Consider the following 13,008-nt stretch of genomic DNA (forward strand, 5'->3'; position numbering starts at 1 on the left):
TTTCAATCCTTAGGAGAGGGCATGCGCGATTACAAGTGGCTGCACGAATATTGTCTGAACCGTTTTGGTTCGGCGGCCGAGCTGGAAGCCCATCTGCCTGTGCCCCTGACCCCGGCGCAATTGCGCAAGATCAGCGATGACCGCTACCTGTCGACCCTGTCGCTGCGGGTGTTTCGCGCCGGGCTCAAGCACAGCGTGGTGGACGCTAAGTGGCCGGCATTCGAGCAGGTGTTCTTTGGGTTTGACCCTGAAAAAGTCGTGCTGATGGGTGCCGAACACCTGGAGCGGCTGATGCAGGACACCCGCATCATCCGCCACTTGGGCAAGCTCAAGAGCGTGCCGCGCAATGCGCAGATGATTCTGGATATCGAGAAGGAAAAGGGCAGTTTCGGTGCGCTGATTGCTGACTGGCCGGTGACCGATATCGTCGGCCTGTGGAAATACCTGAGCAAGCACGGCCACCAGTTGGGCGGGCTGTCGGCGCCGCGTTTTCTGCGGATGGTCGGCAAGGACACGTTCGTGCCGAGCTATGACGTAGTGGCGGCGCTGAACGCGCAGAAGATTGTCGACAAGGTGCCCACCAGTCTTCGGGACCTGGCCACGGTGCAGGGTGCGTTCAACCAGTGGCATGCCGAGAGCGGGCGGCCGATGTGCCAGCTGTCGATGATGTTGGCCTACACCGTCAACCATTGAGATCGCGTTGACGCTATCGCAGGCAAGCCAGCTCCCACATTTGACCGAGTTGTCATGGATGACAATGATCACTGTGGGAGCCGGGCTTGCCCGCGATGACTGGCTGTCAGACGCTACAGGCCTTCCCCCGCCAACCGCCGATTCAACTGATGCCGGTACCGCACATACATCAACGCGGTGCAGAACACCGCCAGGCTCGCCAGCATCTCCAGCACCCCAAACCATTGCCGGTTCGGGTCATACGCGGCCAGCGCGCCCTTGATGAAGTAAAGATTCACCACAAAGCACATCCACGAATGCCCACGCGCGCTGCCCAAAATCATCCCCGGTGCCAGCAATAGCAGCGGCACCAGCTCGATCAGCAGAATCACCCACGGCCGTGCGCCATGCAGGTCGGCAAACACCAGATAGTAAACACACAACAACCCCACCAGACCCAGGAATGCCAGCAGGCTCAACGCCCGCATCGCCTTGACCCGTGGCTCCAGCCACGCCTGGGACGGCAGTGCCTTAGGCTTCCTGGCCACGGCCGTTCTCCAGTAGCGCGGCGGTCTTCGCCAGGCGCAGGCCGAGGGCGCGGCACAGGGCGATCTCGTGCTGATCCAGCGCGCGCTTGCCGTCGGCACCGGAATGGTGGCTGGCGCCATACGGCGTACCGCCGCCTTTGGTGTCGAGCAGTGCCTGTTCGCTGTAGGGCAGGCCGGTGATCAGCATGCCGTGGTGCAGCAGTGGCAGCAGCATCGACATCAGCGTGGTTTCCTGGCCGCCGTGCAGGCTGGCGGTGGAAGTGAACACACCCGCCGGCTTGCCCACCAGTGCGCCGGTCAGCCACAGGTTGCTGGTGCCGTCGAGAAAGTACTTGAGCGGCGCGGCCATGTTGCCGAAACGGGTCGGGCTGCCCAGGGCCAGGCCGGCGCAGTTCTTCAGGTCGTCGAGGCTGCAGTACAGCGGGCCATCCACCGGAATGTCCGGCGCTACGGCTTCGCATTCGCTGGAGATGGCCGGCACGGTGCGCAACCGCGCCTCCAGCCCGGCTTGCTCGACGCCCCGGGCAATCTGCCGGGCCATTTCGCTGACCGAGCCGTTGCGGCTGTAATACAACACCAGCACATACGGCGCACTCACGAAACCAGCTCCAGGACATTTTCCGGAGGACGGCCAATCACGGCCTTGTCGGCGGTTTCGAGGATCGGGCGTTCCATCAGTTTCGGATGAGCGGCGATGGCGGCAATCAACTGCGCTTCGCTGAGGCTGGCGTCGGCCAGGTTGAGGGTTTTGTATTCGTCTTCGCCGGTGCGCAGCAGTTGCCGCGCGCTGATCCCAAGCTTGCCCAGCAAGGCCTGCAATTGCGCGGCGTCGAGCGGGGTTTCCAGGTAGCGCACCACGGTTGGTGTCAGGCCACGGGCCTCCAGCAGTTCGAGCGCACCGCGGGATTTCGAGCAGCGCGGGTTGTGATAAAGCGTCAGATCGGTCATGTGCGGGTCGCATCTTGCGTTAGGTGGCGGGTATTCTACCCGCGCTGCGTCACGTCCTTAAACCATGAGAGGCGATCGGCCGCAGCCAATGTTCATTTTTACGAAGGATTACCCCATGACGAGGCGACTGTTAGGCGCATTGGCAATCATCGGCACACTGCTGCTCAGCGGCTGTGGCAATGACTATGGCGTTGACCAATACGGTCAGAAAGTGGCCGCCGAACGCCTGGACAAGCAATGGCTGGTGGTCAACTACTGGGCCGAGTGGTGTGGCCCGTGCCGTACCGAAATCCCGGAGCTGAATGCCTTGGCCGAACAGCTCAAGGGCCAGTCGGTGGGCGTATTTGGCGTGAACTTCGACAACGCCCAGGGTGAAGAACTCAAGAGCGCCAGCGAGAAGCTGGGCATCAAGTTCACCGTATTGGCGCAGAACCCGGATGAAATCTTCGATATTCCCCGCAGCGAAGCGTTGCCGGTGACCTACATCATCGATGACAAGGGCAAGGTGCGCGAGCAACTGATGGGTGAGCAGACGGCCGAGGGTGTGTTGGCCAAGCTCAAGGCGTTGCGCGGTTAAATGTAGGAGCTGGCTTGCCAGCGATGCAGGCAACTCGGTCTGTCAGCCAGACCGAGGCGATGCCATCGCAGGCAAGCCAGCTCCCACAGAAGAGCGGAATCAGCCTTCTTCCAGCCACAACCGCAATGGCAGGCCATCCGCCGGCCAGAAACGGGTCTGTTCGATCGGCGAGATGTCCCAGCGTTGCACGCCTTGCAGGGCCTGGAAGAAACGGTGCTCCTGCTCCATCAGCGCTTCGGCGCAGAGTTTGCGGGTGCTGCCGACCTTGCCGAAGGTCAGCTTGTCGCCGTCCAGGGTGTAGGGCGCGAACCAATGGTTGCAGCCACCATTGCCGTAGGCCCGGCCATCGGCGCCGAGGGTCACGGTCAGGTGCGCGTAATCCATCAGCGGCCGTTCACCGATCCACTCCACCACGTAGCTGTGATCCTGCTTGAGCTTGACCTCGTCGCTGGCGCAGCCCGCAAGGCCTGCACCCAGCACGGCCAGCATCAGCACGGCTTTCATTGCGCGGCCTTCTGGCATTTCGGGCAGCGGTGCTTGTCGCCCAGGGTGGCCCAGCCCAGCTCGCTGACACGCGCGGTAGCGGCCGGTTGCAGCGGCTCTTTGCTCAGCTTGGTTTCCACCGCGAATTCAAACTCCAGCACGTTGTCGCAGCTGTCGCAGTTGACCTTCCAGGTGTGAATCTCCAGTTCGCCGAACTTTGGCCCCTGGGCCATGGCGACCCACTGGCCTGCCGGGCGGATGGAGTAGCGCGCATCGCCTTCGACGGTCAGGCGCATCGACAGGGTTTTACTGCCGCGCAGGGTGACGATCAGAACGTCGCCGTTCTTGATCGAGCCACCGTTGCCGGTGACTTGATAACGGCCCGGCACCAGGGCGCGGCATTCGATCAGGGTGTGTTGCGGGCTCAGCAAGCTGAAGCGGAAATCGTGTTCGGCCATGGATCCTCCAAATAGGCGCGGCATCCTATCACGGGCCGCCACCCATCATGGCGCGGCTATGTGACCGCTGATCATCCTTCGACGAGGTTTTGCGCCCGCCCATCAGCCCACGCCGTGATGTTGGCCAGGGTGGTGCCGGCAATCGCCCCCAGCGCCTCGCGCGTCAGGAAGGCCTGGTGCGCGGTGATGATCACGTTGGGGAAGGTCAGCAGGCGCGCCAGCACGTCGTCTTGCAGGGGCAGGTCCGAGCGGTCTTCGAAAAACAGCTGGGCCTCTTCTTCATACACATCCAGCCCCAGGTAGCCGAGTTGGCCGTCCTTGAGCGCGTCGATCAGCGCCGGGGTGTCCACCAGGCCGCCGCGCCCGGTATTGATCAGCATCGCGCCGGGTTGCATATGGGCCAGGCTCCGGGCGTTGATCAGATGTTTGCTGTCTGCCGTCAGCGGGCAATGCAGGCTGATGATCTGTGACTCGCCGAGCAACTGCGCCAGGCTCACGTAGCGCGCGCCAAGGGCTTCGACCTGCGGGTTGGGGTAGGGGTCGTACGCCAGCAACTGGCAGCCGAACCCGGCCATGATCTTGGCGAATGTGGCGCCGATCTGCCCGGTACCGACCACGCCGACGGTCTTGCCCACCAGGTCGAAACCGGTCAGGCCATGCAGGCTGAAGTCGCCGTCGCGGGTGCGGTTGTAGGCGCGGTGCAGGCGGCGATTGAGGGCCAGGATCAGCGCGACTGCATGTTCGGCCACTGCATGGGGCGAGTAGGCCGGCACCCGCACGATGGTCAGGCCCAGGCGCTTGGCGGCGGCCAGGTCGACATGGTTGTAACCGGCCGAGCGCAGGGCGATCAGGCGGGTGCCGCCGTTGGCTAGTTGCTCCAGCACCGGGGCGCTGAGGTCGTCATTGATAAAGGCGCAGACCACTTCATGGTGTTCGGCCAGGGCCACGGTGTCGAGGTTCAGCCGGGCCGGTTGGAATTGCAGTTGCATGCCTGCGGGCAGCGGTTGGGCGAGAAAACTGTCGCGGTCGTAGGTTTGGCTGCTGAAGAGGATGATGCGCATCAAATATTCCTTCTTGATGATTGAAAGCTGCTTTTGTGGCGAGGGGCTTGTTTGTGGCTAGGGAGCTGCTGTGGCAAGTGAGCTGCTGTGGCGAGGGAGCTTGCTCCCGCTGGAGTGCGAAGCGCTCCCAAGATTTTTGGGGCCGCTGCGCAGCCCAGCGGGAGCAAGCTCCCTCGCCACAGCAAGCTCCCTAGCCAAAGACAAGCTCCCTCTCCACATTGCCCCGAAAGTTTACGCGCTCACCCGCGCCTCGCTGGCCAGCCGCGCTATCGCCATGTCCAGTTCATCCAGGGCCGGCATGGCCTTGGCATCGTCCTGTTTGAGCAGGGTTTCGGCCCGTTGGCAGGCCGCGCGCAGTTGCGGCACGCCGCAATACCGGGTGGCGCCGTGCAGGCGATGAACCCGCTCGATCAGGGCGTTACGGTCGTTGGCGTCACGGGCCACGCGGATCGCTTCCCGGTCAGCCTCCAGCGAAGCCAGGAGCATCGCCAGCATGTCCGCTGCCAGATCCGCCTTGCCGGCAGCCAGTCGCAAGCCTTCTTCATGGTCCAGTACCGGCAGTTGCGTGGCCTGCCCGAAACTTTCGGCGCCGCGCTCCGGGCCTTGGTTGCGCAGGGCCAGCCCGGTCCATTTCAACACCACCTGGGCCAGTTGCCGTTCGCTGATGGGCTTGGTCAGGTAGTCATCCATGCCACTTTGCAGCAACGCACGTTTTTCGTTGGCCATGGCGTGGGCGGTCAGCGCGACGATGGGCAGCGGCGTGCCGTGGCGTTCGCTTTCCCATGAGCGAATCGCTTCGGTGCTCTGGCGCCCGTCCATGCCGGGCATTTGCACGTCCATCAGCACCAGGTCGAAGGCTTCCTGCTTCACCGCTTCGATGGCCGAGTAACCGCTTTCCACCGCCTGGACCTTGGCGCCCATGTCTTCCAGCAGGGTTTGCACCAGCAGCAGGTTGGCCGGGTTGTCGTCGACACACAGTACCCGTGGTGCGCGACTCGACAGCGGCTCGCCGGGTTCGCTGCGCAGCGGGCGCGGGCTGATCAGGTCGGCCAGGGCGCGGCGCAGTTTGCGTGTGCAGGCGGGTTTGGCCTGCAGTTGACTGTTGGGGTTGGGCACCGACGGGTTGAACAGCAGCTGTTCGGTGGTGGGGCACAGCACCAGCACCTTGCAGCCCAGGTGCTCGAGGTCCCACAGGTGTTGGTTCAAACGCTCCGGTGGAATGTCGTTGGCGGTGATACCCAGTACCGCCAGGTCAATCGCCTGTTCGGTCTGGTGGGCGCTGGTGATGCCGTTGGTCAGGCTCTCCAGGCTGTTGAACGGGGTGACTTCCAGGCCGCAGTCTTCCAACTGATGTTGCAGGGCCTGGCGCGCCAGCTCGTGGTTTTCCAGCACCGCCACGCGCCGGCCCAGCAGTGGCGCGCAGGGCAGGTCTTCGACGTCGTCGCGGGTTTTCGGCAGGTTCAGGCTGATCCAGAATTCCGAGCCTTCCCCCGGCGTGCTGTCGACGCCAATCTCACCGCCCATCTGTTCGATCAGGCGCTTGGAAATCACCAGGCCCAGGCCGGTGCCGCCGGGTTGGCGTGACAGCGAATTGTCCGCCTGGCTGAATGCCTGGAACAGCGCGCGCACGTCCTGGTTCGACAGGCCGATGCCGGTGTCCTGCACGCTGATGCGCAGTTGCACGCTGTCTTCCTGTTCGTCTTCAAGCATCGCGCGGGCAACGATGGTGCCTTCGCGGGTGAATTTGATCGCGTTGCTCACCAGGTTCGTGAGGATTTGCTTGAGCCGCAGCGGGTCACCCACCAGCGACAGCGGCGTGTCGCGGTAGACCAGGCTCACCAGCTCCAGCTGTTTGGCGTGGGCGGCCGGGGCGAGGATGGTCAGGGTGTCTTGCAACAGGTCCCGCAGGTTGAACGGGATGCTGTCGAGCACCAGCTTGCCGGCTTCGATTTTCGAGAAGTCGAGGATTTCGTTGATGATGCCCAACAGGTTGTCGGCGGACTTTTCGATGGTGCCCAGGTAATCCAGCTGGCGGGGCGACAGCTCGCTTTTCTGCAACAAGTGGGTGAAACCGAGGATGCCGTTCAGCGGTGTGCGGATTTCATGGCTCATGTTGGCCAAAAACTCCGACTTGATGCGGCTGGCTTCCAGCGCTTCCTTGCGGGCCAGGTCCAGCTCGATGTTCTGGATCTCGATGGTTTCCAGGTTCTGCCGCACGTCTTCGGTGGCCTGGTCGATGCTGTGTTGCAATTCTTCCTGGGCATTTTGCAGGGTCTCGGCCATGCGGTTGATGCCCGAGGCGAGGTGATCGAGTTCCTGGCTGCCCAGTGGCGGCAAGCGGGTTTCCAGATTGCCGTCCTTGAGCTGCGCCACGGCCTGCTTGATCAGGCCAATCGGCGAGTTGATCGTACGGCTGATGCGCAACGCCAGGGCTGCGGTGCAGATCAGGCCGATGGCGATCAGCAGCAGGCTGGCGAACAGGCTGCGATAGCCGCGCAGCAACATGCCATTGTGGGAAAGCTCCAGCTCGACCCAGCCCAGCAGGCGGTCGGACTCATCCGGGATCAGCTCACCGGCGAGGTTGCGATGGCGGCCGAACACCGGCAGCAGATAGCGGGTTGCGTCATTGCCGGTGCGCTGCAACAGGTGCGAACTGTTGCCGATGGGCGGCTGGTTGAGCATGGTCGGGCCGGCGTGGGCCAGGGGCGTACGGTCGGGCCCGAGGAACGACACGGCGCGCACGTCGGTTTGTTCCAGGGACTGGGTGGCGATGCGTTCCAGCAGGTCGGTGTTTTTGGTGCCCAGTGCTGGTGCGACCAGCGGTGCCAGTTGCTCGGCGATCATCTCGCCCCGTTGCAGCAACTGCGACTGCAGTTCCGACAGTTGCATCCAGGTGAAATAGCCGCCCAGCAGCAACGCCATCAGGCTGGTAGGCAATAAGGTCAGCAACAGTACGCGGCCTTTTATCCCCATTCTTCTAAGCACGCCACTCTCCTGCTACCACACTGTTGTCGAAATTCCACGCAGGCATCCGGCCCGCGCCACCTGCGCAGTGTAGCCATTTGCGCGGTCTGGAATCTTGCAAATTAATGACCTGAGGCAAACCTTGGACCATCGGACGCCCGGCGGCGGTTGCTCATGGGGGGGCAATCTTGAATAATCAGTCATTGAGAATGACTTGCAGACGCTAATGAATCCCGTAGCACTTGGCTTACCCAGTATCCTGGCGATTGAAGATGATCCTGTGCTTGGCGCCTATGTCCATGAGCAGTTGGGCCGCTGTGGCTTCCAGGTGACCTGGTGCCAGGACGGCCAGCAGGGTCTGCAAATGGCCCGCGATCAAAGCTTCGACGTGGTGTTGATGGACATCCTGTTGCCGGGCATGGACGGCTTGTCGGTGCTCACGCATTTGCGCCAGAGCCATTCGATCCCGGTGATCCTGATGTCGGCCCTGGGCGCCGAAGCCGACCGCATCAGCGGCTTTCGCCTGGGGGCGGATGATTACCTGCCCAAGCCATTCAGCATGGCTGAGTTGCGGGTGCGCATCGAAGCCATACTGCGCCGGGTTGCCCTGGATCGGCGGCCGTTGCCGGCCCTGGCGACGGTGCGCGACGATGCCCTCGGCCTGCGGTTCGATGATGAACTGTGTGACGTCTTTCATCGGGAGTACTGGGCCGGGCTGACCCGCAGCGAATATCGCCTGCTGGAAACCCTGCACCGCAACGGCGAGGAAGTCCTCAGCAAAGCCTTCCTTTACCAGCATGTCTTTCAGCGCGGCTATGCGCCTCATGATCGCAGCCTGGACATGCACATCAGCCAGATTCGTCGCAAGCTCAAGGCTATTGGCTACAGCGAGCGGGAAGTGCGCACGGTGTGGGGCAAGGGCTATGTGTTGAGCGGTCACGATGACGGGCTTTAAGGCCACCCTCAAACGGCTGCCGGGCAAGCATTCGTTATTCTGGAAACTGGCCTGCCTGCTGATCGCCTTCTGCCTGCTGATGATCTGGCTCAGTTGGTCCTGGGGCCGGTACATGGAAGAGCAGAATGCCTTTCTGTCCAGTGAGGCCCGCGCCACTTTGAGCGGTTATGCGGCCGGCGCGGAACTGGCCTGGAACAAAGGCGGCAACGCCGGTGTAGATGCGTGGTTGAGCACCATGGGCAAGCACGAGCGCACGTGGCTGGGCGTTATCGGTAACGATCTGCAATCCCTGAGCAGCTACCCGCTGACAGACAAGGAAAGCCAGCGCCTGACCTTCCTGCGTGGCCTGGACTGGCCCGTCAGCCGGCATGCCAAAGGCCTGCCGTGGTTGAAAATCCCGTTTCCGGGTGACCCGGGTGCGGGATCCCTGGTGATTGAATTGCCACGGCGCTTTATGCCCGGGCAAAACCAATTGTTCTGGCGGATTGTGACCAATGGCGTGATTCCCGGCCTGTTCACCCTGCTGTTGTGCATCGGCCTTTACCGGTTGCTGATCATGCCCCTGAACCATCTGCGGGAGCAGGCCAATGCCTGGCGTGCCGACCAGTTGAGCACCCGGCTGTCCCGCGACACCACCAGCCGCCAGGATGAGCTGGGGGAATTGGGCCGCGCGTTTGACCAGATGTCTGAACGCTTGCAAGGCACCGTGGCCCTGCAACAGCAAATGCTGCGGGATTTGTCCCATGAGTTGCGCACGCCGCTGAGCCGCTTGCGCGTCGCCTGCGACAGCGAGCAGGACCTGACCCAGCTGCGCGAACGCCTGGGCAGGGAAGTCGACGGCATGCAACGCCTGGTGGAAGACACCTTGCAACTGGCCTGGCTCGACACCGAACGTGCGCCGCTGCCCAAGGAGGACATCCAGGTGCAGGCGCTGTGGGACATGCTCCGGGAAAACGCCTGTTTTGAAAGTGGTTGGCCGCCGTCACGTTTACAGTGCGAACTTGAGGCTGACTGCTGGGTGCGCGGCAATCTGAACCTGCTGGCCCAGGCACTGGAAAACATCCTGCGCAATGCCATCCGGCATTCTCCGCCAAGCGGGACGGTGCAATTGGGCGGGCAACGCGAGGGTGATCATTGGCACTTGTGGCTGGAAGACCAGGGCGGCGGGATCGATGAATTGGAACTGGAGCGGATCTTTGCGCCGTTCACCCGGCTGGACGGTTCACGCCCCGGCGACGGTGGTTTTGGCCTGGGGTTGAGCATTGCGCGCAACGCCGTGCAGCGCCAGGACGGCAGCCTGTGGGCGGAAAACAGCGGCCAGGGGTTGCGCGTGCATATGCGCTTGCTGGCTCGCTAACCCTTACCTCCTGCGCTGTTTGCGTTTTTTCCACTGGCGGGCAACCCACCAGCGCCAGTAACCCATGGTCAGGCAATACCCCAGCGCCGCCATCACCAGCCCCAATACCACCGAGCCCAGCAGGAAGGGTTGCCACAGCGTCGACAGTTGCCCGCTGATCCACTCCCAGGTCAGCTCGTCGGGCATGCTGCGGGGCGGCACGTTCATCAGCCAGGCGCCCGTCATGTAGGTGCAGAAGAACACCGGCGGCATGGTGATCGGGTTGGTCAGCCACACCAGGCTGACGGCAATCGGCATGTTGCCGCGCACGCTGATGGCGAGGACCGCGGCCAGCAGCATCTGCAAGGGAATAGGGATAAACGCCGCGAACAGGCCCACCGCCATAGCGCGGGCGACCGAGTGCCGGTTGAGGTGCCAGAGGTTCGGGTCATGCAGCAATTTGCCGAGAAAGCGTAAGGACTTGTGTTCCCGAATGCTGGTCGGATCGGGCATGTACCGTTTGAATAAGCGCCGTGGCATAAGGGGTCCAGGTCAGTTCGAGGGGCAAGTATGCCCGCATTCCATGAACGGGAAATTCAGACTTTGTGACAAATAATAATAGGCCGCATTTACAGGCCGGCTAAGACTCAATGGGTCACTTTCAAGGAAAGATCCATGAGAACAGGGATGTTCACACTCGCGCTGGGGCTGCTCGCCTTGCGCTTTTTACCCGTGTTGCCGTCCAGCGGCTGGCTGCTGTTGATGCCGGTGCTGGCCCTGATGTTGTTGCCTTTTCGTACGTATCCGCTGGCGTTTTTCCTGCTCGGATTGAGCTGGGCGTGCCTCAGTGCACAGTGGGCACTGGATGATCGATTGGCCCCGCATCTGGATGGCCAGACCCGCTGGGTGGAAGGGCGTGTTACCGGGTTACCGCAGCAGACGGGCGACGGTGTGCGCTTTGAACTGACCGACAGCCGGTCACGCAAGGCGCTGCTGCCCAAGCACATCCGTGTGTCCTGGCGTGGCGGCCCGCCGGTTCAAAGTGGTGAGCGCTGGCGGTTGGCCGTTACGCTCAAGCGTCCCGCCGGTTTGCTGAATGCCGAGGGATTTGACTATGAGGCCTGGTTGCTGGCCCAGCGGATTGGCGCCACCGGCTCGGTCAAGGATGGCCAGCGGCTGGCGCCTGCGCGGCATGCCTGGCGTGACGGGGTTCGCCAGCGGTTGTTGGCGGCGGATGCCCAAGGGCGCGAGGCGGGCCTGGCGGCGTTGGTGCTCGGGGATGGTTCCGGGTTGGCCGCCGAGGATTGGCAGGTTCTGCAAGCGACCGGCACCGTGCATTTATTGGTGATTTCCGGCCAGCACATTGGCCTGCTCGCAGGGTTGATCTATGGCCTGGTGGCCGGTCTGGCGCGTTATGGATGTTGGCCGAAACCCTTGCCGTGGTTGCCCTGGGCCTGTGGCTTGGCATTCGCTGCGGCGCTGGGCTACGGCCTGCTGGCGGGTTTCGAGGTGCCGGTGCAGCGGGCCTGCGTAATGGTGGGATTGGTCCTGCTGTGGCGCCTGCGCTTTCGTCACCTGGGCATCTGGTGGCCGCTGTTGCTGGCGCTGAATGCCGTACTGATCCTCGAACCGTTGGCCAGTCTGCAGCCGGGATTCTGGCTGTCATTTGCGGCGGTGGCCGTGCTGATTTTGGCGTTCAGTGGTCGGCTGGGGCCGTGGAGTGCCTGGCAGGCCTGGACCCGGGCCCAATGGTTGATTGCCATCGGCCTGTTTCCGTTGCTGCTGGTGCTCGGGCTGCCCATCAGCCTGAGCGGGCCGCTGGCCAACCTGGTGGCGGTGCCGTGGATCAGCCTGGTGGTATTGCCCCTGGCGTTGCTGGGTACGGCGTTATTGCCGCTGCCTTATATAGGTGAGGGGTTGTTGTGGCTGGCGGGTGGCACGCTGGGCTGGCTGTTCAAGGCCCTGGCGCTGCTGGCGCAGTACATGCCGGCCTGGGTTCCGGCGCAAGTACCGGCAGGCTATTGGCTGGTCAGTGCGTTGGGCGCGGTGCTGTTATTGATGCCCAAGGGCATCCCGTTTCGGCTGCTGGGCTGGCCGATGTTGCTGCTGGCGGTGTTTCCACCTCGGGAGTCGGTGCCCCACGGGCGGGTCGAGGTGGTGCAACTGGATGTTGGCCAAGGGTTGTCGATCATCCTGCGTACCCGCAACCATGTGCTGCTGTATGACGCCGGGCCGCGCTCCGGCGAGTTCGACCTGGGCGCTCGTGTCGTGTTGCCCGCGTTGCGCAAGCTGGGGGTAGCGGAGCTGGACGTGATGCTGCTCAGCCATGCCGACGCTGATCATGCCGGTGGTGCATTGGCTGTCGCCCAAGGGATGCCGATCAAGCGTGTGATAGGCGGTGAAACAGAGCGGTTGCCAGTCTCTCTCGGTACTCAACCCTGTGTCAGCGGCGAGCAGTGGCAGTGGGACGGCGTGACGTTCGAGCTATGGCAATGGCCTGATGCGACGGACGGTAACCAGATGTCCTGCGTATTGCTCGTGCAGGCCAATGGCGAGCGGTTGTTGCTGACCGGGGATATTGACCGCGAGGCCGAGCGAGCATTGCTCGCCACACCCTTGGGCGCCCCTGTCGATTGGCTGCAAGCGCCGCATCATGGCAGCCGCAGCTCGTCTTCATGGCCATTCCTGCTGCGCCTGGCGCCCAAGGCCGTATTGATTTCCCGTGGCCGCAGCAATGGGTTTGGCCATCCGCATCCGCAGGTGCTGGAGCGTTACCAGGCTGTGGGCAGCACAATTTATGACAGCGCCGAACAAGGCGCGCTGCGCCTGCAACTGGGCACCTTCCAGCCGCCGGTGGCCGCGCGCAGCCAGCGGCGTTTCTGGCGCGAGCGCCCGCCGCAAAACAGCGTTACCAAAGACCGGCCGCTGCGACAGGATGCTCTGGGGCAGGCCAGCCCTTCCACCGGACCCTTATGGTAAAGTGGCGCACTTTTTCGAGGGGACATT

At 63.0% G+C, this 13,008-nt stretch carries 13 protein-coding genes; 5 read left to right on the top strand and 8 right to left on the bottom strand.

Annotation, left to right across the window (positions count from 1 at the left end; genetic code table 11):
* Positions 1-21 precede the first annotated feature (21 nt).
* The gene (locus M2400_RS17610; RefSeq protein WP_088424607.1) at positions 22-693 is read left to right on the top strand and encodes a DNA-3-methyladenine glycosylase I; all 672 of its coding nucleotides are present in this window, start codon (positions 22-24) and stop codon (positions 691-693) included.
* A 113-nt stretch (positions 694-806) separates the two neighbouring features.
* Here the strand turns inward: M2400_RS17610 and M2400_RS17615 are convergent, their stop codons facing one another.
* The 3 genes from M2400_RS17615 to arsC are packed head-to-tail and all read right to left on the bottom strand — an operon-like array spanning position 807 to position 2,168.
* The gene (locus M2400_RS17615) at positions 807-1,220 is read right to left on the bottom strand and encodes a DUF2069 domain-containing protein (protein WP_177042941.1); all 414 of its coding nucleotides are present in this window, start codon (positions 1,218-1,220) and stop codon (positions 807-809) included.
* Positions 1,204-1,818, bottom strand: coding sequence for an NAD(P)H:quinone oxidoreductase (wrbA, locus tag M2400_RS17620; protein WP_017475837.1), 615 nt, complete (start codon positions 1,816-1,818; stop codon positions 1,204-1,206). Before wrbA ends, M2400_RS17615 begins: the two co-directional genes overlap by 17 nt.
* Positions 1,815-2,168 (bottom strand): arsenate reductase (glutaredoxin), encoded by a 354-nt coding sequence (gene arsC / locus M2400_RS17625; protein ID WP_177042942.1) that lies wholly within the window; start codon positions 2,166-2,168, stop codon positions 1,815-1,817. Before arsC ends, wrbA begins: the two co-directional genes overlap by 4 nt.
* A 115-nt stretch (positions 2,169-2,283) precedes the next feature.
* Between arsC and M2400_RS17630 the strand changes: the two genes are divergently transcribed.
* Positions 2,284-2,745 carry a TlpA disulfide reductase family protein gene (locus M2400_RS17630; protein ID WP_010165813.1) on the top strand — a complete coding sequence of 154 codons (462 nt, stop codon included), beginning with the start codon at positions 2,284-2,286 and terminating at the stop codon, positions 2,743-2,745.
* 99 nt (positions 2,746-2,844) lie between these two features.
* On the opposite strand, the gene M2400_RS17635 is transcribed toward M2400_RS17630, so the two are convergent.
* The 4 genes from M2400_RS17635 to M2400_RS17650 form a co-directional block, all read right to left on the bottom strand.
* Positions 2,845-3,249 carry an META domain-containing protein gene (locus M2400_RS17635; RefSeq protein ID WP_177042943.1) on the bottom strand — a complete coding sequence of 135 codons (405 nt, stop codon included), beginning with the start codon at positions 3,247-3,249 and terminating at the stop codon, positions 2,845-2,847.
* Positions 3,246-3,686, bottom strand: a complete 441-nt coding sequence (locus tag M2400_RS17640) for a hypothetical protein (protein ID WP_177042944.1) — start codon at positions 3,684-3,686, stop codon at positions 3,246-3,248. Before M2400_RS17640 ends, M2400_RS17635 begins: the two co-directional genes overlap by 4 nt.
* Before the next feature lie 71 nt (positions 3,687-3,757).
* Positions 3,758-4,747: a 2-hydroxyacid dehydrogenase gene (locus tag M2400_RS17645; RefSeq protein ID WP_259196013.1), complete on the bottom strand. Its 990-nt coding sequence runs from the start codon at positions 4,745-4,747 to the stop codon at positions 3,758-3,760.
* Between the two features lie 231 nt (positions 4,748-4,978).
* Positions 4,979-7,732: a response regulator gene (locus tag M2400_RS17650; RefSeq protein WP_177042946.1), complete on the bottom strand. Its 2,754-nt coding sequence runs from the start codon at positions 7,730-7,732 to the stop codon at positions 4,979-4,981.
* 205 nt (positions 7,733-7,937) lie between these two features.
* Between M2400_RS17650 and M2400_RS17655 the strand changes: the two genes are divergently transcribed.
* On the top strand, positions 7,938-8,666 hold the full coding sequence (locus M2400_RS17655; RefSeq protein WP_259196012.1) for a response regulator transcription factor: 729 nt from the start codon (positions 7,938-7,940) through the stop codon (positions 8,664-8,666).
* On the top strand, positions 8,653-10,023 hold the full coding sequence (locus M2400_RS17660) for a sensor histidine kinase (protein ID WP_259196011.1): 1,371 nt from the start codon (positions 8,653-8,655) through the stop codon (positions 10,021-10,023). The genes M2400_RS17655 and M2400_RS17660 overlap by 14 nt, the downstream gene beginning before the upstream one ends.
* Before the next feature lie 3 nt (positions 10,024-10,026).
* Here the strand turns inward: M2400_RS17660 and M2400_RS17665 are convergent, their stop codons facing one another.
* Complete coding sequence (locus tag M2400_RS17665) at positions 10,027-10,542, bottom strand: DUF2062 domain-containing protein (protein ID WP_177077363.1); 516 nt, start codon at positions 10,540-10,542, stop codon at positions 10,027-10,029.
* 147 nt (positions 10,543-10,689) lie between these two features.
* Here M2400_RS17665 and M2400_RS17670 point away from each other — a divergent pair, with 147 nt between their 5' ends.
* The gene (locus M2400_RS17670) at positions 10,690-12,981 is read left to right on the top strand and encodes a DNA internalization-related competence protein ComEC/Rec2 (RefSeq protein ID WP_259196010.1); all 2,292 of its coding nucleotides are present in this window, start codon (positions 10,690-10,692) and stop codon (positions 12,979-12,981) included.
* The last annotated feature ends 27 nt before the right edge of the window (positions 12,982-13,008 follow it).

The sequence above is a fragment of the Pseudomonas sp. BIGb0558 genome (assembly GCF_024807515.1).
Lineage (GTDB): Bacteria > Pseudomonadota > Gammaproteobacteria > Pseudomonadales > Pseudomonadaceae > Aquipseudomonas > Aquipseudomonas yamanorum_A.

Excerpts from the sequence above, each read along its gene's own strand:
- M2400_RS17610 (WP_088424607.1), top strand. The coding sequence starts at position 22 with ATGCGCGATTACAAGTGGCTGCACGAATATTGTCTGAACCGTTTTGGT.
- arsC (WP_177042942.1), bottom strand. The coding sequence starts at position 2,168 with ATGACCGATCTGACGCTTTATCACAACCCGCGCTGCTCGAAATCCCGC.
- M2400_RS17630 (WP_010165813.1), top strand. The coding sequence starts at position 2,284 with ATGACGAGGCGACTGTTAGGCGCATTGGCAATCATCGGCACACTGCTG.
- M2400_RS17635 (WP_177042943.1), bottom strand. The coding sequence starts at position 3,249 with ATGAAAGCCGTGCTGATGCTGGCCGTGCTGGGTGCAGGCCTTGCGGGC.
- M2400_RS17640 (WP_177042944.1), bottom strand. The coding sequence starts at position 3,686 with ATGGCCGAACACGATTTCCGCTTCAGCTTGCTGAGCCCGCAACACACC.
- M2400_RS17645 (WP_259196013.1), bottom strand. The coding sequence starts at position 4,747 with ATGCGCATCATCCTCTTCAGCAGCCAAACCTACGACCGCGACAGTTTT.
- M2400_RS17655 (WP_259196012.1), top strand. The coding sequence starts at position 7,938 with ATGAATCCCGTAGCACTTGGCTTACCCAGTATCCTGGCGATTGAAGAT.
- M2400_RS17660 (WP_259196011.1), top strand. The coding sequence starts at position 8,653 with ATGACGGGCTTTAAGGCCACCCTCAAACGGCTGCCGGGCAAGCATTCG.
- M2400_RS17665 (WP_177077363.1), bottom strand. The coding sequence starts at position 10,542 with ATGCCACGGCGCTTATTCAAACGGTACATGCCCGATCCGACCAGCATT.
- M2400_RS17670 (WP_259196010.1), top strand. The coding sequence starts at position 10,690 with ATGTTCACACTCGCGCTGGGGCTGCTCGCCTTGCGCTTTTTACCCGTG.